At 70.9% G+C, this 23,991-nt stretch carries 22 protein-coding genes, 6 tRNA genes and 1 pseudogene; 19 read left to right on the top strand and 10 right to left on the bottom strand.

The features are described 5' to 3' along the window. Both AOJ26_RS18230 and AOJ26_RS18225 read left to right on the top strand, forming a co-directional pair. A pseudogene (locus AOJ26_RS18230) lies at window positions 1-367 on the top strand (aminoglycoside phosphotransferase family protein); the annotation flags it as partial. 80 nt (window positions 368-447) lie between these two features. After that, complete coding sequence (locus tag AOJ26_RS18225; RefSeq protein ID WP_078959944.1) at window positions 448-750, top strand: zf-TFIIB domain-containing protein; 303 nt, start codon at window positions 448-450, stop codon at window positions 748-750. A 49-nt stretch (window positions 751-799) separates the two neighbouring features. On the opposite strand, the gene AOJ26_RS18220 is transcribed toward AOJ26_RS18225, so the two are convergent. The 4 genes from AOJ26_RS18220 to AOJ26_RS18205 form a co-directional block, all read right to left on the bottom strand. Continuing rightward, window positions 800-871: transfer RNA gene (locus tag AOJ26_RS18220), tRNA-Val, on the bottom strand. A gap of 34 nt (window positions 872-905) precedes the next feature. Then, window positions 906-977, bottom strand: a tRNA-Val gene (locus AOJ26_RS18215). A gap of 1 nt (window position 978) precedes the next feature. Continuing rightward, window positions 979-1,052, bottom strand: a tRNA-Cys gene (locus tag AOJ26_RS18210). A 39-nt stretch (window positions 1,053-1,091) separates the two neighbouring features. Next, a tRNA-Gly gene (locus tag AOJ26_RS18205) sits at window positions 1,092-1,164 on the bottom strand. Between the two features lie 178 nt (window positions 1,165-1,342). Here AOJ26_RS18205 and AOJ26_RS18200 point away from each other — a divergent pair. From AOJ26_RS18200 to AOJ26_RS18190, 3 genes are read left to right on the top strand one after another with little or no spacing between them, the layout of a single operon-like run. Next, entirely contained in the window at window positions 1,343-2,386 is a 1,044-nt protein-coding gene (locus AOJ26_RS18200) for a chorismate-binding protein (protein WP_053849367.1), read from the top strand. Beyond that, complete coding sequence (locus tag AOJ26_RS18195; protein WP_053849366.1) at window positions 2,383-3,204, top strand: aminotransferase class IV; 822 nt, start codon at window positions 2,383-2,385, stop codon at window positions 3,202-3,204. The genes AOJ26_RS18200 and AOJ26_RS18195 overlap by 4 nt, the downstream gene beginning before the upstream one ends. A 50-nt stretch (window positions 3,205-3,254) precedes the next feature. Further along, window positions 3,255-4,082, top strand: a complete 828-nt coding sequence (locus tag AOJ26_RS18190; RefSeq protein WP_053849365.1) for a GNAT family N-acetyltransferase — start codon at window positions 3,255-3,257, stop codon at window positions 4,080-4,082. A 7-nt stretch (window positions 4,083-4,089) separates the two neighbouring features. Here the strand turns inward: AOJ26_RS18190 and AOJ26_RS18185 are convergent, their stop codons facing one another. Next, window positions 4,090-4,611, bottom strand: coding sequence for a DsbA family protein (locus tag AOJ26_RS18185; protein ID WP_053849364.1), 522 nt, complete (start codon window positions 4,609-4,611; stop codon window positions 4,090-4,092). A gap of 209 nt (window positions 4,612-4,820) precedes the next feature. Here AOJ26_RS18185 and AOJ26_RS18180 point away from each other — a divergent pair, with 209 nt between their 5' ends. Then, the gene (locus AOJ26_RS18180; protein ID WP_053849369.1) at window positions 4,821-5,270 is read left to right on the top strand and encodes a hypothetical protein; all 450 of its coding nucleotides are present in this window, start codon (window positions 4,821-4,823) and stop codon (window positions 5,268-5,270) included. 156 nt (window positions 5,271-5,426) lie between these two features. Continuing rightward, complete coding sequence (locus AOJ26_RS43865) at window positions 5,427-5,579, top strand: hypothetical protein (protein ID WP_170068264.1); 153 nt, start codon at window positions 5,427-5,429, stop codon at window positions 5,577-5,579. A gap of 599 nt (window positions 5,580-6,178) precedes the next feature. Here AOJ26_RS43865 and AOJ26_RS18175 read toward each other — a convergent pair. After that, window positions 6,179-6,739 (bottom strand): CGNR zinc finger domain-containing protein, encoded by a 561-nt coding sequence (locus AOJ26_RS18175; protein WP_053849363.1) that lies wholly within the window; start codon window positions 6,737-6,739, stop codon window positions 6,179-6,181. Window positions 6,740-6,948: 209 nt separating this feature from the next. Next, entirely contained in the window at window positions 6,949-7,362 is a 414-nt protein-coding gene (locus tag AOJ26_RS18170) for an SsgA family sporulation/cell division regulator (protein WP_004002642.1), read from the bottom strand. 191 nt (window positions 7,363-7,553) lie between these two features. On the opposite strand from AOJ26_RS18170, the gene AOJ26_RS18165 reads away from it, so the two are divergent. From AOJ26_RS18165 to AOJ26_RS18135, 7 genes are all read left to right on the top strand, one after another. Next, entirely contained in the window at window positions 7,554-8,018 is a 465-nt protein-coding gene (locus AOJ26_RS18165) for a TIGR02611 family protein (protein ID WP_053849362.1), read from the top strand. A 316-nt stretch (window positions 8,019-8,334) separates the two neighbouring features. Further along, window positions 8,335-8,406: transfer RNA gene (locus AOJ26_RS18160), tRNA-Val, on the top strand. Between the two features lie 385 nt (window positions 8,407-8,791). Next, complete coding sequence (locus AOJ26_RS18155) at window positions 8,792-10,081, top strand: extracellular solute-binding protein (protein WP_053849361.1); 1,290 nt, start codon at window positions 8,792-8,794, stop codon at window positions 10,079-10,081. 14 nt (window positions 10,082-10,095) lie between these two features. Beyond that, complete coding sequence (locus tag AOJ26_RS18150; protein ID WP_053849360.1) at window positions 10,096-11,052, top strand: carbohydrate ABC transporter permease; 957 nt, start codon at window positions 10,096-10,098, stop codon at window positions 11,050-11,052. After that, window positions 11,049-11,921 carry a carbohydrate ABC transporter permease gene (locus AOJ26_RS18145; protein ID WP_053849359.1) on the top strand — a complete coding sequence of 291 codons (873 nt, stop codon included), beginning with the start codon at window positions 11,049-11,051 and terminating at the stop codon, window positions 11,919-11,921. The genes AOJ26_RS18150 and AOJ26_RS18145 overlap by 4 nt, the downstream gene beginning before the upstream one ends. Before the next feature lie 10 nt (window positions 11,922-11,931). Next, entirely contained in the window at window positions 11,932-12,525 is a 594-nt protein-coding gene (locus AOJ26_RS18140) for a hypothetical protein (protein ID WP_179200307.1), read from the top strand. A 95-nt stretch (window positions 12,526-12,620) separates the two neighbouring features. Next, window positions 12,621-15,356, top strand: coding sequence for a hypothetical protein (locus AOJ26_RS18135; protein ID WP_053849357.1), 2,736 nt, complete (start codon window positions 12,621-12,623; stop codon window positions 15,354-15,356). A 70-nt stretch (window positions 15,357-15,426) separates the two neighbouring features. Here AOJ26_RS18135 and AOJ26_RS18130 read toward each other — a convergent pair whose 3' ends face one another. Then, window positions 15,427-17,808 (bottom strand): SCO7613 C-terminal domain-containing membrane protein, encoded by a 2,382-nt coding sequence (locus tag AOJ26_RS18130; protein ID WP_053849356.1) that lies wholly within the window; start codon window positions 17,806-17,808, stop codon window positions 15,427-15,429. A gap of 83 nt (window positions 17,809-17,891) precedes the next feature. Here AOJ26_RS18130 and AOJ26_RS18125 point away from each other — a divergent pair, with 83 nt between their 5' ends. Next, the gene (locus tag AOJ26_RS18125) at window positions 17,892-18,338 is read left to right on the top strand and encodes an SRPBCC family protein (RefSeq protein ID WP_053849355.1); all 447 of its coding nucleotides are present in this window, start codon (window positions 17,892-17,894) and stop codon (window positions 18,336-18,338) included. 39 nt (window positions 18,339-18,377) lie between these two features. After that, window positions 18,378-18,449, top strand: a tRNA-Val gene (locus AOJ26_RS18120). Window positions 18,450-18,496: 47 nt separating this feature from the next. Here AOJ26_RS18120 and AOJ26_RS18115 read toward each other — a convergent pair. Next, window positions 18,497-19,222, bottom strand: coding sequence for a 3'-5' exonuclease (locus AOJ26_RS18115; RefSeq protein ID WP_053849354.1), 726 nt, complete (start codon window positions 19,220-19,222; stop codon window positions 18,497-18,499). Between the two features lie 190 nt (window positions 19,223-19,412). On the opposite strand from AOJ26_RS18115, the gene AOJ26_RS18110 reads away from it, so the two are divergent. The 3 genes from AOJ26_RS18110 to thrS all read left to right on the top strand — a co-directional run bounded on the left by AOJ26_RS18110 (window position 19,413) and on the right by thrS (window position 23,281). Then, the gene (locus AOJ26_RS18110) at window positions 19,413-19,979 is read left to right on the top strand and encodes a DUF4365 domain-containing protein (RefSeq protein ID WP_053849353.1); all 567 of its coding nucleotides are present in this window, start codon (window positions 19,413-19,415) and stop codon (window positions 19,977-19,979) included. After that, window positions 19,976-21,214, top strand: a complete 1,239-nt coding sequence (locus AOJ26_RS18105) for a hypothetical protein (RefSeq protein WP_053849352.1) — start codon at window positions 19,976-19,978, stop codon at window positions 21,212-21,214. Before AOJ26_RS18110 ends, AOJ26_RS18105 begins: the two co-directional genes overlap by 4 nt. Window positions 21,215-21,304: 90 nt before the next feature. Then, window positions 21,305-23,281: a threonine--tRNA ligase gene (gene thrS / locus AOJ26_RS18100; protein WP_053849351.1), complete on the top strand. Its 1,977-nt coding sequence runs from the start codon at window positions 21,305-21,307 to the stop codon at window positions 23,279-23,281. A gap of 27 nt (window positions 23,282-23,308) precedes the next feature. Here thrS and AOJ26_RS18095 read toward each other — a convergent pair whose 3' ends face one another. Continuing rightward, a complete protein-coding gene (locus AOJ26_RS18095; RefSeq protein WP_063790287.1) occupies window positions 23,309-23,920 on the bottom strand; it encodes a potassium channel family protein in 612 nt (203 codons plus the stop codon). Between the last annotated feature and the right edge of the window lie 71 nt (window positions 23,921-23,991).

The raw sequence follows: 23,991 nt of genomic DNA, 5'->3' as shown, positions 1-23,991 counted from the left end.
CCGCCACCCCGCCCCCGACGGCCCCTGGCGTCTCATCGACGTGGACGACCTGGGCGTGGGGGAGCCCGCCTGGGACCTCGCCCGCCCCGCCGCCTGGTACGCCTGCGGCCTGCTGTCGCCCGAGGACTGGTCCCGCTTCCTCGGTGCCTACCGCGCGGCCGGCGGACCCGCGGTCCCCGCCGACGGCGACCCGTGGCCCGCCCTGGACGTCCCCGCCCGCGCCCTCACCGTGCAGACCGCGGCCCGTGCGGTCGCCAAGGCGGTCGACGCGGACCGGCCGCTGGACGACGTGGAACAGGCGGTGGTCGACGCCTGTGACCGAATGGGTTCCGCCCCGCCGGAGTTGGCGGACGGTTTCGCGAAGTAGGGTGCAACCGACCAGAGCCGGACAGAGTCTGTCCTGGCGTAACGCTAAGCAGGACCGACCGGCGAGGAGTTGAGCCGACGATGCAGTGTCCGAAGTGTCACGCACCGATGCACACGTACAACCGCAACGGTGTCCAGATCGAGCAGTGCAGCGGCTGCCGCGGGATCTTTCTCGACTACGGCGAGCTGGAGGCGCTGACCCGGCTGGAGGGCCAGTACGGCGGCGGCCCCATGGTTCCCCCGCCGCCGGCCGCTCCGCAGTACCCCGCAGCGCCCAGCGCACCGGCGTGGGGCGCCCCACAGCACGGCGGTGGTCACTACGGTGGTCACCATGGCGGCCACCACCGCAACCGCGGCTTCGGCCACATGCTGTTCTCGAGCTGACGCAGGGAACGAGGAAGCCCCCGGCCGCAGGGCCGGGGGCTTCGGTGTGTGCGCGATACTGGGATTGAACCAGTGACCTCTTCCGTGTCAGGGAAGCGCTCTCCCGCTGAGCTAATCGCGCGGGTCAGACCTTCGATGACCTCTCGAAGATCCAGTGGACGATACTGGGATTGAACCAGTGACCTCTTCCGTGTCAGGGAAGCGCTCTCCCGCTGAGCTAATCGTCCTTGGAGGTGGAGACGGGATTTGAACCCGTGTAGACGGCTTTGCAGGCCGTTGCCTCGCCTCTCGGCCACTCCACCAGGAGTGCAGGGGCTCGGGAAGATCCCCTGGTTCCATCGAGCGGACGACGAGGCTCGAACTCGCGACCTCAACCTTGGCAAGGTTGCGCTCTACCAACTGAGCTACGTCCGCTTGTCGTTTCGTTCCGCTCTCGCGGCCCGGCGACGAGTTGAACTCTAGCGGATTCCGGTGCCAGTACAAAAACGCGTTTGCGCAGCGTGCTGCCCTGCGCATGTCGACGTCCGTGGTCAGGGCGGCCGGAAGGACATGCCCAGGTCACCCGCGTGTCACCCGCCATAGACTCGACAGCGTGCTCGACCTCCCTCCTCTCGCCCGTTTCGGCGACCGTGTCGCCACCGGTCTCCTCGACGTCACCAGCGACCCCGCGGCTCTGGACTCCACCGGCTTCTGGGCCGTCGCCGCGGACTTCGAGGGCGGTCTGACCTGCGCCCGCTTCGCCGACGTACGCCATGAGCCGGTGCCCGCGCCGGTGCCGGGAGCCTGGCGGGGGCCGGCCGCCGATGACTGGACGTCGTCGCTGGACCGCGAGGCGTACACGGCGGGGGTACGGCGGATCCGCGCGCACATCGCCGCCGGCGAGGTCTACCAGGCCAACCTCTGCCGGGTCCTGACCGCCCCCCTCGCCCCCGGCGCCGACGTGGACGCGCTGACCGCGCTGCTGGCCCGCGGCAACCCGGCGCCTTATGCAGGAACGATCCGGCTGCCGGGGCACGGGGTGGAGATCGCCACCGCGTCCCCCGAACTGTTCCTGCGCAGGGCGGGCCGGGTCGTGGAGTCGGGGCCGATCAAGGGAACCGGGCGGACCGAGGACGACCTGCTGCCCAAGGACTATGCCGAGAACGTGATGATCGTCGACCTGGTCCGCAACGACCTGGGCCGGGTGTGCGCCACGGGCACCGTCACCGTTCCCGACCTGTGCGCGGTGGAGAAGCACCCCGGTCTCGTCCACCTTGTGTCGACCGTGCGCGGCGAGCTGTGCGAGGGTGCGGGCTGGGTCGAGCTGTTCGACGCGGCCTTCCCGCCCGGTTCGGTCACCGGTGCGCCCAAGACCAGTGCCCTGCGGATCATCGAGGCCCTGGAGACCGCGCCCAGGGGGCCGTACTGCGGAGGCGTCGGCTGGGTCGACGCCGACCGGGGTACCGGGGAGCTGGCCGTCGGCATCCGCACCTTCTGGATCGACCGCGCCGAGGGAGTGCTGCGCTTCGGCACCGGCGCCGGCATCACCTGGGGGTCGGACCCCGAGGGGGAGTGGCGGGAGACCGAGCTGAAGGCGTCCCGGCTGCTCGCGGTAGCGTCGGGGACGTACGAGGTGAGTGGAGGGACCCTTACGTGAAGATCTGGCTCGACGGCGGGCTCCAGGACATCGAGACCGCCCGCGTCTCCGTCTTCGACCACGGACTGACCGTGGGCGACGGCATCTTCGAGACCGTGAAGGCGGTGGACGGCCGTCCCTTCGCCCTGACCCGGCATCTCGACCGGCTGACGCTGTCGGCCCGGGGCCTCGGACTGCCGGACCCCGACCACGACGAGGTCCGCCGCGCCTGCGCCGCCGTGCTCGAGGCGAACCCGATGCCGCTCGGGCGGCTGCGCATCACCTACACCGGCGGCCACGGTCCCCTCGGGTCCGACCGGGGCGAGCACGGGCCGACCCTGGTGGTCGCCCTCGGCGAGTCCGCCCCGCGGCCGGACTCCACGGCCGTGATCACCGTTCCGTGGACGCGCAATGAGCGGGGCGCCCTCACCGGACTCAAGACCACCTCGTACGCCGAGAACGTCGTCGCGCTGGCACGCGCGCGTGAGGGCGGCGCCTCCGAGGCGCTGTTCGCGAACACGGTCGGGCAGTTGTGCGAGGGCACCGGCTCCAACGTCTTCGTCGTGCTGGACGGGGAGATCCACACCCCGCCGCTCGCGTCCGGATGCCTCGCGGGCATCACGCGCGCGTTGACCGTCGAGTGGACCGGGGCCAGGGAGACCGACCTGCCGTTCGACGTCCTGGAGCGGGCCGACGAGATCTTCCTCACCTCGACCCTGCGGGACGTCCAGGCCGTCCACCGCGTCGACGCGCGCGAACTGCCGGGCGCGCCCGGCCCGGTGACCGCCAAGGCCATGCGGATCTTCGAGGAGCGGGCCGGGGACGACCTCGATCCGTAAAAGCCGGGGATATTGAGCTGCTCCGGCGCGCGGCAGCGGGTAGAACTCCGGTGATGACCACCACTCTGCGGCCGACCGAGCCGCTCCAGCGCGGCGCCGACGGGGCGCTGTCCCGCCACTTCACGGTGTGCGTGAACAGCCGTCCCGTCGGGGCGATACACCTCGCGACCCATCCGGCCTTCGGGCCGACCGTCGCGCAGATCCGGGACCTGCGGATCGACGAGCCGGACCGCAGGCGCGGCCGGGGCACCGTCGCCGCGCTCGCCGCCGAGGAGGTGGCGCGGGGCTGGGGGTGCGGGCAGGTGGAGATCAGGGTTCCGGCCGACGCCGAACCCGCGCTGCGGCTCGCCACCACGCTCGGCTACGTCCACCGCAACCGCGGCATGGAGAAGCCGCTCGGCACCGAGCCGCCCGAACTGCCCGCGGGCAGCCGGGGCAGGCCCATGACCGAGGACGAGTTCTGGCCGTGGGCGGAGCGCGGCATCACCGAGTACGCCGGTGACTGGAGCGAGCGCGGGGTGCCCGAGGCCGAGGCCAGGGCGAGGTCGCGCAAGGACCACGAGAAGCTGGTGCAGCGCGGGCTCAAGACGCCGGAGGCGCTGTTCAGCGTGCTGGAGCACGACGGCGTGCGGGTCGGTGTCCTGTGGGTGGAGTTCGTCGACGCCAAGGCGTTCGTCTACGACGTCGAGACCGAGGAGGCGTTCCGGGGCCGCGGGCACGGCCGGTCCCTGATGCTGCTGGCCGAGGCCCAGGCGATCGCCTCCGGCAGACGGGTCCTGGGTCTCAACGTCTTCGCGGGCAACACACCGGCCGAGCGGCTGTACGAGTCGCTCGGGTACGTGACGGTGGGTTACTCGATGTACAAGAGCCTGCTCTGAGGCCCGCTCACTCCTGGCCGGCGAGCAGCCGGTCCGCGATCTCCTCGATCCGCTCGCGCAGCCCGTCCTGGGACTTGCCGCCGTCGAGACGCTCGCCGCCGATGACGTACGTCGGCGTCCCGCTCACGCCGATCGCCTTGCCCTCGGCCTGGTCGGCGTCGACGATCAGGATGTGCCGGCCGTCGATCAGCGCGGTGTCGAACTCCTCGGCGTCGAGGTCCAGTTCACGGGCCACCTCGACCAGGAAGGGCTCCCCCTCGCGGTCCAGCTCCTCGACGCGCGCCAGCAAGGCCTCGACGTACTCCCAGCCCCGGCCTTGCTCCAGTGCCTCCTCGGCGGCCTGCGCGGCGGCGAAGGAGTGCTTGTTCTTCTCCAGCGGGAAGTGCCGCAGCCGCAGCTCCAGACGGTCGCCGTAACGGGCACGCAGGGCCCGGAGGTCGTCCAGCGCGTCACGGCAGTCCGGGCACTGGAGATCGCACCAGACGTCGAGGACGGGCGCGGCGGGAGGAACGGGGGAGGGGTCGCTCATGACCCCAGTCTCCCAGCTCGCGGCCATCGGACGGGAATCGGCCCCCGGCCGTCCCCACCGGTCGGCCGGCGTCACCGGCACCTGCGGAGGAGGCGACCCGGAGATGTCCCTGATGTCCTGCCGGGGCATGGCCCGGTGGGGGTCGGGAGGTGCAGGATGGACAGGGACGAAGCGGTACGTTGCCGATCGAAGCACGCCTGGAGGACCGGATGATTGCCGAGACCGTCTGTTCCGCCGTTGCCGCGGCCGGCCTGGGCATCGCGGCGGTCACCGCGTACCGCAAGCGTTTCCTCGCGGCCACGCGTATCGCCGCCTACTCCCTCGTCCCGCTCGGTCTGGTGATGACCGGTGTCGTCGACTGGCTCGCTGACACCGCCTTCAGTCCGACCGCCTGGGCGGGCTTCGGCGTGCTCGGCCTGTCGTGGGTGCTGTTCTCGACCACGCGCGCGGTGGAGCGCCGCCGCGGCGGCACCCGCAAGGAGCGCAGGGCGGCGGCCCGTGGCGCCCAGGAGGCGATGGCTCCCACGGCCTCGGCGCCCTCGCTCGGCCCGGCCGCGCGCACCCCGGCCGCCCGCCCCGCGGCCAAGCCCGGGACCACCGGGTCCGCCTCGGACGACTTCAGCGACATCGAGGCCATCCTCAAGAAGCACGGCATCTGAGGGCCGGACGGCGAACTGAAACGTTCGCAGGGGGACCGGCACCGGACCCCAAGCGATCACGACTCGAAACGGACATCACGGAATCCGGCGAACTCCCGCTCATTCCGGGCGTGTTGATCGCGCACGGGGTGCGGACTGCGCCATCATCGCCGCGAGATGCTGGACACGACACAGAGCGATACCGCGCCGCCTCAGGACGAGCCGCGTGGATGCCTCTTCGCCCTTTCCCAGCCACCGCTGATGATCTTCCTTGCGGTGATCGGGTGTCTGCTGCTCATGGCTGCGCTGCACGACCTGCTGCTGCTCTGAGCCGTACCCGTGGGTCCCCGGCGCCACCCGCCGGGGACCACGTCGACGCCCCTGCCGTGCCGCGGACACCCCGAACCGGCCCCCAGCGCAGCGGCACGCGTCTCGCCGACCACCGCCGCACCGGCTGACCTGCAGCTCCACCGCCCGAGCCTCGGCAGCCAGGGCGGGCCTGCACAACCACCTGCCGGCCTGCGCCTGGGCGACTGTCCGCGGGCCTGCTCACCACCGCCCGCGCGTCGGCAGGCAAACGCGCGGGTCTGCTCACCGCACTGCATGGGCGGACCCCGCCCCCGACCCGGCCTGCGCTCTGCCGCCTGCGCGTCGGTCACGATCCGTGAGTCTGCTCACCACCACTTGGTCTGCGCTCCGTCGCCGGCGCCTCGGCGACTGTCCGAGCCTTCTTCACCACCGACCGCCGTGCAGCTGCACCACCCGCGCCCCCGGCAACCACCCCGAGCCTGATCACCACCACCGCCTGGCCTCCAGCGCGCCCGCATGCCTCAGCACCCCCGCCCGGCTTCCTGGGGGCGCGGGGAACTGCGCGACCAGCCACGACGGCGAGTCAGTCGACCGACGGCCGGTGAGGGCTGCCCCGGACCTCAGCCCGCGGCCTCCTTGCGCCGTGCCCGGTAGGCGGCCACATGGAGACGGTTTCCGCAGGTCCTGCTGTCGCAGTAGCGCCGCGAGCGGTTGCGGGACAGGTCCACGAAGGCCCGTCGGCAGTCGGGCGCCTCGCAGCGCCGCAGCCGCTCCTGCTCCCCGGCCACCACGAAGAACGCCAGCGCCATCCCGCAGTCGGCCGCCAGGTGGTCGGCGACGGAGGCGCCCGGCGCGAAGTAGTGCACATGCCACTCGTAGCCGTCGTGATCCGTGAGCTGGGGCGTGGTGCCCGCGGCGGCTACCAGCTCGTTGATCAGGGCGGCGGCGGCTCGGGCGTCGGGGGCGGCGAACACCGAGGCGAACCGGCTGCGGATCTTGCGCACGGCCGACAGATCGAACTCCGAGAGCACCCCGACATCGCTGATCTCGTGATTCCGTACGAATTCCGCGAGCGCCGCGACATCCGGCAGCGCGTCCGGCGACGCGTCGTCCTCCGGTGCGGTGTTCACCAGATCGACCACGGTGTCGAGCGCGCACCGGGTGTCGTGGGTGATCAGCACGATTCGCTCCCTGGCCTGGGGGTCGGGCGGACGCCCGCCGATGCTGGCCGATGGTAACGGCTCGCCGGTACCGGGTGCCGGGCCGCACGACAGGCGCCGTGGCTGCGGAGCGCTCCGCAGCCACGGCGCCTGTCGTTCCCTATGCGGTTGTACCAGCCCGAGCCGTCTCCCCGAGTGGACGGCGCCGGGCGGCTCCGTGCGCCCTCGCCCTAGCTTTCCGCCAGGATGTGCGAGAGCTCCTGATCCAGATCGAAGTGGCGGTGCTCCGTGCCCGGGGGCACAGCGGCGTCCGTCCGCTTCAGGAACGATTCCAGGGCCCGCGCCGGGGCCTCAAGCAGTGCTTCTCCCTCCGGGGAGCTCAGGGCGATGCAGACGACCCCCTGACCGTGGCTGCGCGACGGCCAGACTCGGACGTCGCCGGTTCCGGTGGGCCGGTGGAGGCCCTCCGCGAGGAGGTCGCGGGCGAACACCCACTCGACGGTCTCCTCGGCTCCGGTGTGGAAGGTGGCGTGCACGGCGTAGGGGTCGGCCGTGTCGTACCGCAGGCCTGCGGGGACAGGCAGGGAGGACTCGCTCGACACAACGAGGCGCAGGTGCAGCTCGCAGCTGACCGTGGTGTTCATAAGCGCCAGGGCCTTTCGCTCAGTGTGCGCTCGGGGATTCGCACGTCGGCGAAATCGACATGCCACCTACGGTGCCGTTGTAAACCCCTCTGAGTGTTTTGCGTGCCTTTACGTAACTCTTCCGGCCGAGAACCCCTTGCGGAGGTACGACCATTCCGGTGACCGGTTTCTCTCCGGTAGGGTTCGGCTGTATGAATACGGGGAGTGACGAGGCGCGCGAGGTCGCCGTGGCACCTGACGGGCAGACCGGCGAGAAGTCGGACGGGGCGGCGCAGGACGGGCAGGCGCTCGGGTCCAGGGCGCCGGAGTTCATCAAGTCGCGGCGGCTGCTGCACCTGAGCTGGCAGGTCCTGATCTTCGTGATCGGCCTCGCGGTCGTGGTCGCCGGGATCATCATGCTGCCGCTGCCGGGACCCGGCTGGGTCGTGATCTTCGGCGGTATGGCGATCTGGGCGACCGAGTTCGTCTGGGCCCAGCTCGTGCTCCGCTGGACCAAGCGGAAGGTGACCGAGGCTGCCCAGCGCGCCCTCGATCCCAAGGTGCGCCGGCGCAACATCATCCTGACCTCGGTCGGCCTGGTGATCATCGGCGTGATCCTCGGGGTCTACCTGTGGAAGTTCGGCTTCGAGATGCCCTGGAACATCAAGGACCAGTGAGCCCCGGACGGGGTGCCGAGAGTGCCGGCGCCGGTCACGGGAGCGGTGGCGCCCCGCAAGGTGGCCCGGGGCCAAGGCGCCGGAGGTCGCGGGCGGGGTCGTTGCCGGGTCGGGGCAGGTGCCCGGCCCGGCCCGGCAGGACGCCTCGCGGGCGGTCGCGTCCCTCGGGAGGCCTCTGGGCGTCGAGAGGAAGCTGAGGGCATCGAGAGAAGCTCAGGGCGTCGAGCGGGGGCTCAGGGCGTTCGGATCCTCTGCGTCACGCCGCGGGACATGGCACAGGCGCCCCCTGACATGGGGTAATGTTCTTCCTGCGTCCGGGCGATTAGCTCAGTGGGAGAGCGCTTCGTTCACACCGAAGAGGTCACTGGTTCGAACCCAGTATCGCCCACCCGGACCGACGGCCCGTCTGCGATCTCGCGGACGGGCCGTCGGCATGTGCGTGGACCGGTGCGCGCTACCCGTGCGCCTTCGGCTCCGCCTCGCGTGACGGTCCGTGGCGCCCCTCGCCGCCATCCGTCTCTTTCCGGCCGTCCCCAGATCCCGTACGACCGCCTGTGGGACGTTCGATCGGTCGATCCCGTGGCTCTCACCTGGGGCGTCGTCAGTTCTCCCGGGACGTGCGCCCGTTGGAGGCGCGCCGGTCTCTCACCACACTCTCGATAAATTCCTGTCCGAATCATTGACGCACCTCCGGGGCCTCCGTAGCTTGTGCCAGCAAGCGCTTACTTGAAACGATTCATGCAGGCGGCGACGCTGCGGGGAGGGGCCCGACTGTGGGAACCAACAGGAATGTCGAGAGGCGAACGATCCTGAAGGCGGCCGGGGCTACAGCCGCGACGCTGGGGCTGGCGGCGACGACCGGGTGCGGTGGTGACAGCGGCAGCTCCGGAGACGGGACCGTGACACTCCGTTACGCGTGGTGGGGTGGCGAGCCGCGCACCATCGCCATCAAGAAGACGATCGCGCTCTTCGAGAAGAAGTACCCGAAGATCAAGATCAAGCCTGAATTCACCGACTACGAGGCGTTCTGGGAGAAGTTCCAGACCCAGGCCTCCGGCGGTAATCCGCCGGACGTTTTCCAGAATGCGGTCGGTTTCCTGCGCAAGTACGACAAGCGCGGTGTTCTGCTGGATCTCAAGCAGCAGGCGGACGCCGGGAATCTGAGCCTCGACAACTTCCGCAACGGCGTTCTGGCGAACGGTCAGGTCGACGGCAAGCAGATCGCCGTGCCGGTCGGCGCCAACACCATGTCGCTCGTCATCGACCTGAAGGCCTTCAAGAAGGCGGGCGTCGAGGCGAAGTTCGGCTGGACCTGGGACGAGTACTTCGCCGCGCTCCAGACGATCCAGGACAAGCTGAAGATCGCCGGTGACACCGGCTACTTCAGCATCATGTACCTCTACGACCTGTATCTGCGTCAGAACGGCAAGGCGTTCTTCACGGACTCCGATCTCGGCTTCACCGAGGACGATCTGACGCAGTGGTGGACGGACGGCTACAAGCGCGTCAAGTCCGGGCTCGTCGCCGACCCGAAGAAGATCGAGCAGGTCAAGCCCAAGTCCGGTCTCTCGGCGGGCCTCGCCGCGTCCGAGTTCACCTGGGACAACTTCTCCATCCGCTACGAGGGCGAGGGCGAGTCGGACTACGGGCTCGCGCCGATCCCCACCACGGACGGCAAGAACACCGGCCAGTACCTCGGTTCGCTGATGTTGAGCGCCTTCTCCGGGACCAAGCACCCCAAGGAGGCGGCGCAGTTCATCTCCTTCATGGTCCACGACCCCGAGGTCGGCAAGATCATGGGCTACGACCGCGGCATCCTCGCCACGACCGAGCAGTACGACGCGTTCAAGCCCACCGACCCCAACAACAAGGGTGTCGCGGCCTATGAGGACGAGGTCGCCAAGGCCGGGGTGCTCGGGAAGATCACCCCGCACCCGTCCGGCGCCGATGTCGTCGAGGCGGCGTTCCTGCGCCTCGGCGGTGAGGTCGCCCAGGGCAAGTCCAAGCCGGCCGATGCCGCCAAGTCGCTGTTCAGCGAGGCCAAGGCCGCGTTCGCGGGCTGAGGGGACGTACCACCATGACGCTCGTCAAGGAAGCGCCCGTGCGTCCGGCCGGGAAGCGGCCCGCCGCTCCCGCCGCCGGGCGGCGCGGGCGGCGCCGCGAGAACCTCGCCGGCTATCTCTTCATGTCGCCGTGGATCGCGGGATTCCTGCTGCTCACGGCGGGACCGATGATCGCGTCGCTGTACTACGCGTTCACCCGGTACAACCTGTTCACCCCGCCCGAGTGGGTGGGCTTCGACAACTTCACGACGATGTTCCAGGACCCGCGCTGGCAAAAGTCGGTGGAGGTCACGCTCAAGTACGTCGTCGTGGCCACCCCCCTGAAGCTGCTGCTCGCGCTCGGCGTCGCGCTGCTGCTCGCGCAGAGCCGGCGCGGCCAGGGCCTGTACCGGGCCGCGTTCTACATGCCCTCGCTCATCGGTGCCAGCGTCTCCGTCGGCTTCGTGTGGCGGGCGCTGTTCTCGGACGACGCGATCGTGGACCGTACCCAGAAGATCTTCGGCGTCGACGTGGGCGGCTGGATCGGCAACCCCGACTACGTCCTCTACTCCCTGGTGGCCCTCAGCATCTGGCAGTTCGGCGCGCCGATGGTCATCTTCCTGGCCGGCCTCAAGCAGGTCCCGCGGGAGCTGTACGAGGCCGCCGAGGTCGACGGGGCCGGTCCCTTCCGCAGGTTCTGGAACATCACGCTGCCGATGATCTCCCCGGTGCTGTTCTTCAACGTGCTGCTGGAGTCCATCCACGCGTTCCAGGTGTTCGGCTCCGCCTACGTCGTCTCCGACACCCGGTGCGGGCCCGCCGACGCCACCCTCGTCTACACCTGTTACCTCTACCAGAAGGGCTTCAAGGAGGCCCAGATGGGCTTCGCGGCCGCGATGGCCTGGACCCTGGTGGTCGCGGTGGCGCTGGTCACGGCGGTCCTGTTCTGGTCGCAGAAGAAGTGGGTGCACTACGAGGAGGCCGCCAAGTGACCACCGTGACCAGCCCAGTGGCGCGCACCGCGAACGAGCGGCGGCGCTTCGGATCGATCGCCTGGCACCTCGGCGCGCTCGTCATCCTCGCGGTCATCCTGTACCCGGTGATCTGGGTGCTCGGCGCCTCGTTCAAGCCGAGCAAGGACATCATCGCCAGCATCGACCTGCTGCCCGCCAAGCCGGTCTGGGCGAACTTCTCCGGCCTCGCCGACGGCATCTCCGGCATCTCCATCAGCAGCTTCTTCCTGAACTCGCTGACCTACGCGGGCCTCGCCGTGGCCGGTGTCGTGCTGTCCAGCTCCCTGACCGCGTACGCCTTCGCCAAGATCCGCTTCGCCGGGCGGAACCTGCTGTTCACCATGATGATCGGCACCCTGCTGCTGCCGTACCACGTGCTGCTCATCCCGCAGTACGTGATGTTCCGCAAGCTGGAGCTCGTGGACACGCTGGTGCCGCTCGTGGCCGGCAAGTTCCTGGCGACGGAGGCGTTCTTCGTCTTCCTGATGGTGCAGTTCATGCGCGGGCTGCCGCGCGAACTGGACGAGGCCGCCAAGCTCGACGGCTGCGGGCACCTGAGGACCTACTGGTCGATCGTGCTGCCGCTGTGCCGTCCCGCCCTCATCACCAGCGCGATCTTCACCTTCATCAACGCGTGGAACGACTTCATGGGGCCGTTGATCTACCTCAACACCCCCTCCAAGTACACCGTCTCGCTCGGCCTGATGATGTTCCGCGACCAGGAGGGCATCTCCAACTACGGCAGCATGATCGCGATGTCGCTGGTGGCGCTGGTGCCGGTCATCGCCTTCTTCATGGCCTTCCAGCGGTACCTGATCGACGGTATGGCGACCTCCGGACTGAAGTGAGGCGGTCAGCGTGGCGCAAGCACGTGTGAAGGCCCGTAAGGCGTCCGTGTTCGGCGGCGAGCGCTTCGCCCTGTTCGCCGAGGCCCTGCTCACCGGTGTGTGGATCGCGGTGGGCTGCCTGGGCGTGGTCACCTACCCCGCGGCCTTCGCCGCCGGGGCACGGCATCTGCGGCGTCGTGCGGGCCATGAGGCGGGCGGCCTGCGGGAGTTCGTCGGGGACTTCCGTACGGCCGTGCGCCGCGGTTGGCTCGTCGGGGTCGCCGGGTGGGCCGCGGCGGCCGCGGTGTGGGTGGACGTCCAGGCCGCGCGGGCCGGCATCCCCGGCGGTCCGCTGGTCGGGGCCGTCGGACTGTTCGCGCTGATCGGTCTCGTGGTGGCGGGGCTGCGCGCGGCGGCGGTCTGGACGCCGGACGCGTCTTGGCGCGCGCTGCTCGCCGACGCCGTACGCCGGACCCTGCGCGATCCCGCCGGGTCCTTCCTGATCGTCGCGGGCCTGGCCGTCGTCGCCCTGTCCGCGGGGTTCGTCGCGCCGCTCGCGGTCCCGGTCCTCGGGGCCGTCGCGGCGGCGGCGGTGGCCGTGGAGGAACGCCACCGGCGCCGCTGACGAGCGGTGCCCCTGTCATCACGGGGTCGGCGCCTCCGCGTCGCACCTCTCCCTGTCATGCCCCTGACCAGCCTGTTCCATGGAAAGGAATGGCCATGTCCCCCATCCCCCGCAGGTCCATCCTCAAAGCGGCCGCCGTCGCCGGTGCCGCCGCCCAGTTCAGCTGGGCGCTGGGAGCCAAGGACGCGCAGGCCGCGCCCGGAGCCGTCGAGGCCGACGACTCGCCCGTGACCCTGGACTGGCTGGAGGACGGCGGTCTCGGTGCCGCACCGGGCTCCACCGTCGGTGTCCCCTGGCCCAAGGGCGTCTACCGGGAGGACCAGAAGTTCGCGGTCACGGACGCCGACGGCAAGGCCGTGCCCGTCCAGTCCTGGCCGATCGCCTACTGGCCGGACGGCTCGCTCAAGTGGACGGCCCACGCGGTCAGTTCGGGCGACGGCAAGCTGTCGCTGACCGCCGGTGAGGCCGCCGTACCCGACAAGAAGGTCACCGTCGACCAGGGCGGCGGCACGATCACCGTCTCCACCGGCGTGATCACCGCGAAGATCGGCAAGTCGGGCGCCACCCTCGTCAAGTCGGTCACCCGCGGGTCGACCGAGATCGCCAGGAACGGGCGGCTCGTGCTGATCCGCCAGCCCGAGATCGAGGACGAGGATCAGGGCACAGTCAGGACCGAGCGCTTCGAGGGGGCCGTCTCCACGGTCACCGTCGAGCAGTCGGGCCCGGTCCGGGCGGTCGTCAAGATCGACGGCAAGCACCGCAAGGGAAACCGGAGTTGGCTGCCGTTCTCGATCCGCCTCTACTTCTACGCGGGCGCCGACTCCTTCCGCATGGTGCACACCATCACCTACGACGGCACCCAGGAGCCCGGGAAGGCGAGCGGCGACTTCATCCGCGGCCTCGGCGTCCGCTTCGACGTGCCGATGCGCGACCAGTCCTACGACCGCCACATCCGCCTCGGCGGCGAGGGCACCGGCCTGCTGCGCGAGGCCGTCAAGGGCATCACCGGACTGCGCCGCGACCCCGGCATCGCCGTCCAGGAGGCCCAGTACGCGGGCCGGAAGCTGCCCGACCCGTCCACCTGGGACCAGCGGGTCACCACCCGGCTCCAGTACATCCCCGAGTGGGGCGACTACACCCTCTCCCAGCTCTCCGCCGACGGCTTCACCGTGCGCAAGCGCACCAAGAAGGGCCACGGCTGGATCGGCGCCGGCGGCGGCCGGCGGGCCTCCGGCTTCGGATACGTCGGCGGCGCGAGCGGCGGATTCTCCTTCGGCCTGCGGGACTTCTGGGAGCGGCACCCCTCCCAGCTCGACATCCGCGACGCCCAGACCGACGAGGCCGAGGTCACCCTCTGGCTCTGGTCGCCCGAGGCGCAGCCCATGGACCTGCGCTTCTACCACGACGGCATGGGGCAGGACACCTTCGCCGAACAGCTCGAAGGCCTCAACATCACCTACGAGGACTACGAGCCGGAGTTCGGCACGCCCTACGGCATCGCCCGTACCTCGGAACTCCTCTTCTGGGCCAACGAGTCGACGCCGTCCCCGGAGACCCTGGCCCGACAGGTCGAGGCCGTGAGGGTGCTGCCGCAGCTCGCCGCACCGCCCAGGCAGCTCATCAAGGCGAAGGTCTTCGGGCCGGGCCTCTACTCCGAGCCGGACCGCTCCACCCCGGCCAAGGCGAAGATCGAGGACCACCTGGACTTCCTCTTCACCTACTACAAGGACCAGGTGGAGCAGCGCCGTTGGTACGGCTTCTGGGACCACGGCGACATCATGCACACCTACGACACCGTCCGGCACCAGTGGCGGTACGACATCGGCGGCTACGCCTGGGACAACTCCGAGCTCTCGCCCGACCTCTGGCTGTGGTTCGCGTACCTCAGGTCGGGGCGCGCGGACATCTTCCGGTTCGCCGAGTCCATGACCCGGCACACCGGCGAGGTCGACGTCTACCACCTCGGCAAATGGGCCGGGCTCGGCACCCGGCACGGTGTCCAGCACTACGCCGACAGCGCCAAGCAGCAGCGCATCGCCAACACGACGTACCGCCGCTACTACTACTTCCTCACCGCGGACGAGCGGGTCGGCGACCTCATGCACGCCAACGTCGACTCCGACGAGACGTTCCTCGTGCTCGACCCGCTGCGCAAGGTACGCACCGACCCGTACACGCCCGACCGGCACGCCCTGTCCGTGGGCTTCGGCACGGACTGGAGCGGGCTGGTCTCGGCCTGGCTGACCGAGTGGGAGCGCAAGGGGCCCAAATGGGAGAAGGCCAAGGCGCGCGTCCTGTCGACCATGGAGGGCATCGCAGCCCAGCCCAACGGGTTCGTGCAGGGCAGCGGGCTGTACGACCTCGACACGGGCAAGTTCGCGGTGGCCTCGACGCCGGTCGTCGGGGTCTCGCACCTGTCCGCCGTGTTCGGACTCAACGAGCTGTGCGCCGAGCTCATCGACCTCGTCGACATGCCGAAGTTCAACGAGGCGTACTTCGACTACTGCCGCTACTTCAACGCCACCAAGGCGGAGCAGGCAGCCCGCTACGGGTCCAACTTCGGTTCGCTGCTGCTGTTCCAGGGACACTCGCGGCTCGACGCGTACGCGGCCGTGCAGACCGGGGACGCGAAGCTCGCCGCCCGCGCGTGGGACAAGTTCTACAACTCCGACGGGTACAAGGAGTCGGCACCCTGGAAGACGGAGGCGTTGAGCGGGCCGGTCGCACTGGTCGCGGGCAGTGAGGCGGCCTGGGTGTCGACCAACGACACGGCGCTGTACGGGCTTGCCGCCATCGAGAACCTGGCGTTGCTCGGGGACAAGATGCCTTAGGGGTCGAGGTGGTGGGGAATTGCGCGTCCGTCGTGGCTGGTCGCGCAGTTCCCCGCGCCCCTGGGTGGGTTCAGTGCAGGCTTCCCAGGAAGTCCCGCATCCTTCGGACATCTCTGATGCGTCGCTCGTACGTGGCTCCCAGCGCGAGGAGCAGGAGGCCTGCCAGCGCCAGAGGTACCCAGCGGGGGAGGGCGTCCGTCACCTGGACTATGTACGGGGCCAGTTCGTGGAGGGCGTCCAGGGTCAGGACCGAGCCGCCCAGGACCAAGGGGGCCTGGAGGCTGTAGCCGCCGCCCATCAGGGTGAGGGACAGCGCCGCCAGGCCCAGGAGCAGCGGGCGGGTCCAGTCGGGGTCGTCCCAGGCCATGACCAGGCTTGGCAGGAGAGTGGCGGCCAGACCCGGGCCGTACGCCGTCCAGGACGAGGTCTCCGGGACGCGCCGCCTGCGGAGGTGGCCGACGAGCAGGGCCGGGATCGTGACCGGGAGTGTGTACGCCTCGGGGATGTCGACCTCCCAGGCCGCCAGGCGGACCCAGGTCGCCAGCAGGAACAGGGCGGTGGCCGCGTAGCCGAGGGGACGGCGGTCCTCACGGACGGCCGTGCCCGCGGTGATCACCGCGCAGAGGGCCAGGACCAGGGCGAGCATCGGGAGGTCGGTGACGGTCAGGGCGACCGCCAGGAGCGCGGTCGTGGCTCCGGCCAGCTCGATCGGCAGGCTCGCGGGGGAGTCGGTGAGCCGCCAGGCCAGCAGGGCGGCGGCCGCGGGGACCGTCAGGACGAGCAGGGCCGTGTGCGGTGCCGACCAGTCCGCGGCGGCGCCCGTCGCACAGGCGAGGGCGGCGGCGTACCCGAGGGCCGTGGGCACCGTGACGGGCGCGGCACGCCAGGAGGCCGCAGCGAACAGCACGACCAGGGCGCACAGCGTGGTGAGGGTCGCCGGCCGAGTGGCGAGGGAGAGGAAGGCGAGGCTCACGGAGGCCACGAGCGCCGGGACGAGAGCGACGGGCCTGGACAGCAGGACGGCCGACGCCAGGACTCCTGCGGTCGCCGCTCCCTGGATCAACAGGCCGACGGAGTAGGGGAGTTCCAGCACCGCCGGGACGGTGAGGAACGCGGCCCAGACCAAGGCCAGCGCGGCGGTCAGTGCCCTCGGGCGCCAGGTCGTGTCGCGCACGGTCAGCGCGAGGACGCCCGCCAGGACCGCCAGGATCAGCGGGACCGTCTCGGAGTACGGCGGCCAGGTCAGGTGGGACGTCACCGCGGCGCGGGCGTCCGGCGGGGCGCCGGTCCACGCCTGCGAGGCCCACGAGAGCGGCCCCAGCACGACCACGCCGACGACGGGCAGCGTCCACAGGAGGGACAGCGCCTGCACCGCGCCGGACGCCCACAGCAGACCCCGCCGAACCGTCTCCGGCAGCCGGGCCGGCCGCAGCGCCGCCAACAGGGCGATGCCGAGGGCCAGGTGGACCGGGACCGTCCACACCCCGGGCAGCGCGGACCGGGCCACCCCGCCGAGGGCGGCCACCGCGAGCAGGCCGGCGGTGAGGGCGAGACCGCGGGACTGCTCCTCGCCGGGCGCGCGGGTCGCCTCACGGCCGCCCCGCCACCCGGCGGTCAGCGCGATCGCGCTCGCGAGGAGGAGGAGCGCCGCCGCACGGGCGGCGGCGCTCGGCCCGGAGGCCGACCAGGTCAGCCAGCCGGCGGCCAGGACGCCCCAGGCGCCCGTTGCGTACGCGCCGGTCGCGGCGACCACGCGCAGGGACGCGGACGTCATGCGGAGCGCCACGAGCGTGTCGGCCCCGGCCGTCACCAGAAGCGCGGCCGTGAGCCCGTACGAGCCCGCGTCGGCCGCCACCGCCCAGAAGAACAGCGGGAGTTGGGCTGCGACCAGGGCGGCGGGGCGGGGCAGGCGCAGCTCGGCGGTGCGTGGCAGAAGGCCGTACGCGGCCCAGAGCCCCGCCAGCAGGGCAGAGGCGACCGCGGTGTACGGCGCCCCCGGGGTCCGCGGGAACACGGCCCCGTGCAGCGCGACCGCGTCCAGGACCGTCAGGGCCAGGCCCAGGCCCGCCACCGACTCGGCCGTCGAGCGCAGCCCGCGCTTCAGCAGCGGGAGCGGCGCGGCGAGCACGGCCGCCGTGACCGCGCCGAGCACCAGGGACCGGCCGGCGATCCCCAGGTGGCCCCAGCTGACGAGCGTGAACACCATCGCCGCGACGGTGAGCAGGACACCGCCGAGCACCAGGAGGACGTTCTGCACGCTCGGTGCGCTCGCCTCCGGGCGAGGGGGCGCGGAAGGTGTCGGGCCGGACTGCTGCGGCGCCTGCCACTGCGGCTGGAGAGCGGCGACCAACCAGGCCCGGCGGGCCAGCAACTGGCTGCGGCGGGCGTCGAGTTGCCACAGCTCGGCATCGACGAGCCGCAGCTCCTCGGCCGGGGGCGGGATGTGCGTCATGCCTGAAGTGTGGGCTGGGTCACGCGCCACGACATGAGTACACGTACTCAGAACGTACTCGGATCCGATGCCAGACTCTCCCCATGGACTGGACCCGATACCGCTTCCGCAGCCTGTGGTCCCTGCCCGCGAAGCCCGCCGTCGTCTACGACGCGCTGGAGCGCGCCGAGGAGTATCCGCGCTGGTGGCCCCAGGTGCGCGAAGTGCGGCGGCTGGACGACACCAGCGGGGTGATCACGATCCGCGCCGTGCTGCCGTACGACCTGGTCTTCACCGCCCGCGAGGTGCGGCGGGACCCGGCGGCCGGGGTGCTGGAGATCGCGATGGACGGTGATCTCGACGGCTGGGCGCGCTGGACGATCACCGCGGACGGCGACGGCAGCCTCGCCCGCTACGAGCAGTTCACCGAGGTGAACAAACCGCTGCTGAGGCGCTTCGCCGTGCCCGGACGGCCGGTCTTCCTCCTCAACCACCGGTGGATGATGCACGCCGGACGGCGCGGGCTGGCCGCCCACCTGGAAGCGGTTTGAAGGAAGGCCGCGGGGACCTGTATTGTTCAGTGCGTTCCCGGGCGATTAGCTCAGTGGGAGAGCGCTTCGTTCACACCGAAGAGGTCACTGGTTCGAACCCAGTATCGCCCACCGGGAAGCCGGTCCGTCTCAGACGGGCCGGCTTTTTTCATGCTCTCCTACGCCGCCGCCGGCAGGTCCGGACGCAGCGGCCACGCCGGGTCCACCGACTCCTCCGAGCCGCTGCGCGCGAACCATGCCTGCAGGCCCCGCGCCTGGGCCGCGTGCCACACCGCCTGGAGGCTGTGCAGCTCCGTCGGTTCCAGCCGCTCCAGCCGGGCGGCGAAACGGCGCCCGATCGCCCGTACGACATCCAGCGCGGCCTGGGCGTCGGCGGCGGCGTCGTGCGCGCCGTCGAGCGTGACGCCGTAGTGCTCGCACAGATCCGTGAGGGTGCGGCGGCCCTTGCGGTAGCGGTCCAGGTGCTTGTCGAGGACCCGCGGATCCAGCACCAGCAGCGGCGACGAGCCCAGCCAGCGGTCCAGCGACGAGGCGCGGTGGCGGCGCAACTCCCGGTCCAGGACGGTCAGATCGAACGGCGCGTTCATCACGACCAGCGGACGGCCCGCGGCCGCCTGCTCCGCCAGCGTCTCGGCTATCTCGAACATCACCGGCGCCGGCCAGCGGCCGTTGCGCTGGAGATGCTCGTCGGTCAGCCCGTGCACCGCGGTCGCCCCCGCGGGCACCGGCACACCCGGGTTGACCAGCCACCGGCTCACCCGTGGCCGGGTGCCCGCCGCGTCCTGCACGACGACAGCGGCCGACACGATGCGGTCGGTCTCGGTGTCCACGCCGGTGGTCTCGGTGTCGAAAGCGGCCAGGGGCCCCTCGTACCAGCACGTCATAGCTTCAACCCCTCGTTCACCCACGGCAGTCTGACGCACCGTCTTCTGCCCGTTTGGTGATACCCGGGCTGTTTGCGACGTACGCAGGAAGGACACAACAGGAGTGCGGGTCTTTGCAGTTCAGCGGCCCGGTGTGCGATTCCTGTGGCCCGTGTGCGGGCATGTCACTTGGCTTGGAAGGCTGTTGGTCATGGCGATAGCGCAGCCCGAGCGGGGCGGGCTGCTGCCCGAACGCACGGGCCCCCTTCGCGGCACGCTCGCCACCACCGCCTGCATGGAGACACTGCAGGTGGGCTATCTGCACGCGGTCGCGGCGGCGGCCGGCTGCTCGTTGTCGCAGCCCTTCCCCGACAACGGCATCGACTGGCACGTCAGCCACGGCTCGCCCGGACACACCGTCGACGACGAGGTCACCATCAAGGTGCAGCTCAAGTGCACCTACCAGGTGGCCCCCAACCCGGCCGGGCGCTTCTTCTCCTTCACGCTCGACAACGACCACCTGCGCAAGCTCGCCCGCACCCCGGTGTCCGTGCACAAGATCCTGGTGGTCATGCTCGTGCCCAGAAGCCAGGAGGACTGGCTGCGCGCCGGCCACGACCGCCTGGACCTCAGACACTGCTGCTACTGGGTCAACCTGGCCGGCCACCCCGTCACCGGCCGGACCCGGACCACCGTGCGGATCCCCACCAACCGCATCTTCGACGACCGGGCCCTGTGCGAGATCATGACGCGGGTCGGGACGGGAGGCAGACCGTGACCCACCGCCCGCTGGAGGAGCCGCTGCGCGCCGTGCGCCCCCACCCGGAGGCCCACTGGGACCGTCCGCCGAGCCCCGACAAGATCGACCCGGCCGTCCTGAGCGCCCTGCTGCACCGGCACGGCTGGCAGCGGCGCGGCGGCGCCCCCGGACGCTACGGCCGCTGGACCCCGCCCGGACCGGGCGGCGGCGGCACCAGCCTGCTCGTGCCCGAGAGCCGCGCCTTCCCCGACAGCGAGGACCTGCTCGGCGACGCCCTCGTCGCCCTCTCCCGCAGCGGCACGCCGTCCGCGCGCGAGGTGCTCGTCGCCCTCGCCGTGCCCAGCGACGAGATCCGCTGGTGGCGGGACGTCCCGGCCGGCCCCGCCGACGCCACGCCCTGGACCGTCGAGGAACAACTGCGCGCCGCGGCCCGCCAGATGCTGCTCGCCGGCGCGCTCGCCACCCGCGCGCGTGCCGGCTACTACGGCGCCCGCTACCGCCGTACGGCCGCCGCGTCCCTCGACACCGTCCTGGTGGGCTCCGCCGCCGGTGGCCGCCGGCTCACCGCCTTCGTGCCCGTCGGTACCGCCCGCCCGCTCGCCGTCCGCCTCCACCAGGCGCTCTGCGCCGCCCGCGAGGCCATCGACTACCAGCGGGCCACCGGCGGCATGGACGCCTTCGACGGGGCCGTCGAGGCGGGCGTCAGCCGGGAGCTCACCGAGGCGCTGATCGCCCTGGTACGCGGTACCGAGGGCGCCCGAGTCGCCGTCGCGTGGGCGCCCGCGGCCGGGGTCCCGGACGGGTGCTCGGCCTCCGCCGAGGCCGTCGAGTTCTCGCCCGGCGACCTGCCCGTGCTGCGTGAGGCCGGGGCCCGCTTCCTGCGCGAGGAGCCCTCCGTCGCCGTGCGGATCACCGGCACGGTGGTGCGGATGCGCAGGTCGGGGCCGCGCGGGGACGGGTCGGTCCGGCTGAGGGTGATCGCCGGCGCCGAGATACCGCACCTGCGGCTCACCCTGGACGAGGAGGCGTACCGCATCGCCGGCCACGCCCACCTGGCCGGACTGCCGGTCCGGGTGCACGGCAGGCTGGAGAGCCGCGGAGGTTTCCGCAGGCTCACGGGAGCCACGGACGTCGTGCCCGTGCAGGTGGACGAGGCCGAGCGGGACCGGCTGACGAAGTCCCTCCGGGAGAATCCCGACTTCTTCGACGAGGCCTGCGAAGGGCCGTACGAGGAGACCTGCGGAGGGGACTGATTTCGCGGAGGTGGGGGCCGGGTCGGTACGATCCCCTATTGCGCGCGCTCCCGGTATGGCGCCGCACCCACCTTCAGTCAGGAGAGACCGGTGTCAGACGTCCGTGTGATCATCCAACGCGATTCCGAGCGGGAAGAGCGCGTGGTGACGACGGGCACTACGGCCGCCGAGCTCTTCGCCGGCGAGCGCTCGATCGTCGCCGCGCGCGTGGGAGGCGAGCTCAAGGACCTCGCGTACGTCCTGTCCGAGGGCGACGCGGTCGAGGGCGTCGAGATCTCCTCCGAGGACGGTCTCAACATCCTGCGGCACTCCACCGCGCACGTGATGGCGCAGGCCGTGCAGGAGCTCTTCCCGGAGGCCAAGCTGGGCATCGGCCCGCCGGTCAAGGACGGCTTCTACTACGACTTCGACGTCGAGAAGCCGTTCACGCCCGAGGATCTCAAGGCCATCGAGAAGAAGATGCAGGAGATCCAGAAGCGCGGGCAGAAGTTCTCCCGCCGCGTGGTGACCGACGAGGCGGCCCGCGAGGAGCTCGCCGACGAGCCGTACAAGCTCGAACTGATCGGCCTCAAGGGCTCGGCCTCCTCGGACGATGGCGCGGACGTCGAGGTCGGCTCCGGTGAGCTGACGATCTACGACAACCTCGACGCCAAGACCGGCGACCTGTGCTGGAAGGACCTCTGCCGCGGTCCCCACCTGCCGTCGACCCGCGCGATCCCGGCGTTCAAGCTGATGCGCAACGCGGCCGCCTACTGGCGCGGCAGCGAGAAGAACCCGATGCTCCAGCGCATCTACGGCACCGCGTGGCCGACCAAGGACGAGCTGAAGGCGCACCTCGACTTCCTCGCCGAGGCCGAGAAGCGCGACCACCGCAAGCTCGGCTCCGAGCTCGACCTGTTCTCCATCCCGGAGCAGATCGGCTCCGGCCTCGCCGTCTTCCACCCCAAGGGCGGCATCATCCGCCGCGTGATGGAGGACTACTCGCGCCGCCGTCACGAGGAGGAGGGCTACGAGTTCGTCTACACCCCGCACGCGACGAAGGGGAAGCTCTTCGAGCAGTCCGGGCACCTGGACTGGTACGCCGACGGCATGTACCCGCCCATGCAGCTCGACGAGGGCGTGGACTACTACCTCAAGCCCATGAACTGCCCGATGCACAACCTGATCTTCGACGCGCGCGGCCGCTCCTACCGCGAACTGCCGCTGCGCCTCTTCGAGTTCGGGACCGTGTACCGGTACGAGAAGTCGGGTGTGGTGCACGGCCTCACGCGTGCGCGTGGCTTCACGCAGGACGACGCGCACATCTACTGCACCCGTGAGCAGATGTCGGAGGAGCTCGACAAGACGCTCACCTTCGTCCTCGGCCTGCTGCGCGACTACGGCCTGACCGACTTCTACCTGGAGCTGTCCACCAAGGACCCGGAGAAGTTCGTCGGCTCCGACGAGGTCTGGGAGGAGGCGACCGAGACCCTGCGCCAGGTCGCCGAGAAGCAGGGCCTGCCGCTGGTTCCCGACCCCGGTGGCGCCGCCTTCTACGGCCCGAAGATCTCCGTCCAGACCAAGGACGCGATCGGCCGCACCTGGCAGATGTCCACGATCCAGCTGGACTTCAACCTGCCGGAGCGCTTCGAGCTGGAGTACACCTCGCCCGACGGCTCCAAGCAGCGCCCGGTCATGATCCACCGCGCGCTGTTCGGTTCCATCGAGCGGTTCTTCGCGGTGCTCCTGGAGCACTACGCGGGCGCCTTCCCGGCGTGGCTGGCCCCGGTCCAGGCGGTCGGCATCCCGATCGGCGACACGCACGTCGAGTACCTGGAGAAGTTCGCGGTCGCGGCCAAGAAGAAGGGCCTGCGGGTCGAGGTCGACTCCTCGTCCGACCGGATGCAGAAGAAGATCCGCAACGCCCAGAAGCAGAAGGTGCCCTTCATGGTCATCGCGGGCGACGAGGACATGGCGAACGGCTCGGTCTCCTTCCGCTACCGCGACGGCTCGCAGGAGAACGGCATCCCCTTCGACGAGGCCATCGCGAAGATCGTGAAGGTCGTGGAGGAGCGGGCGCAGGTCTGACGCTTGTACGGCGGGGCCTCCGGGAGTTCAGCTTCCCGGGGGCCCTTCGCCATCCTCCCGGGCGAACGCCTGGAGCAGCCAGGAGGCGAAGGTGCCGGTCACGGCGGCCAGCAGCGCCATCCCGATCATCATCACGCCGACCGCGATCAGGCGTCCCAGCGGGGTGACGGGGGTGACGTCGCCGTAGCCGACGGTGGTCAGGGTGGCGCAGGTCCACCAGACGGCGTCGCCGAAGGCGGGCATGGTCGTACCGGGGGCGTCGCGCTCCTGCTGGAAGACGGCGAGGGCCCCGGTGAAGCCCAGCAGAAGGGTGGACATACCGGCGTACGCGATCACGCGCGCGTGCAGGGGGAGCCTGGGACGTCCGTGCCGGCGCTGCACGGCCTCGTACAGCTTCACGACCCTGAGCGGGCGCAGCAGCGGCAGGAGCAGGACCACGGTGTCCAGCACATGAGTCCGTACGAAGCGCAGCCCTTGTCCGCTGAGCCGCCAGCGCACGGCGTAGTCGACGGCGAACAGCGCCCAGGCGGCCAGCGTCACCGCCAGACAGAGGTCGAGCACGGCGTCCGGGAGCCCGCGGGCCAGGACCCGCACCGCGTAGGCGGCGAGAAAGGCCAGGGAAGCGACGGCGAGGGGGATCTCGGTGCGCCGCTCCCAGTGCGCTCGGCGGTGGGCGGGGCCGGGGTGCGGGTGGTGCGGTGCGTCGGGGG

The sequence above is a fragment of the Streptomyces sp. NRRL B-24085 genome (genome assembly GCF_001282115.1).
Taxonomy (GTDB): Bacteria; Actinomycetota; Actinomycetes; order Streptomycetales; family Streptomycetaceae; genus Streptomyces.
This window is presented reverse-complemented; position numbering and strand designations above follow the sequence as displayed.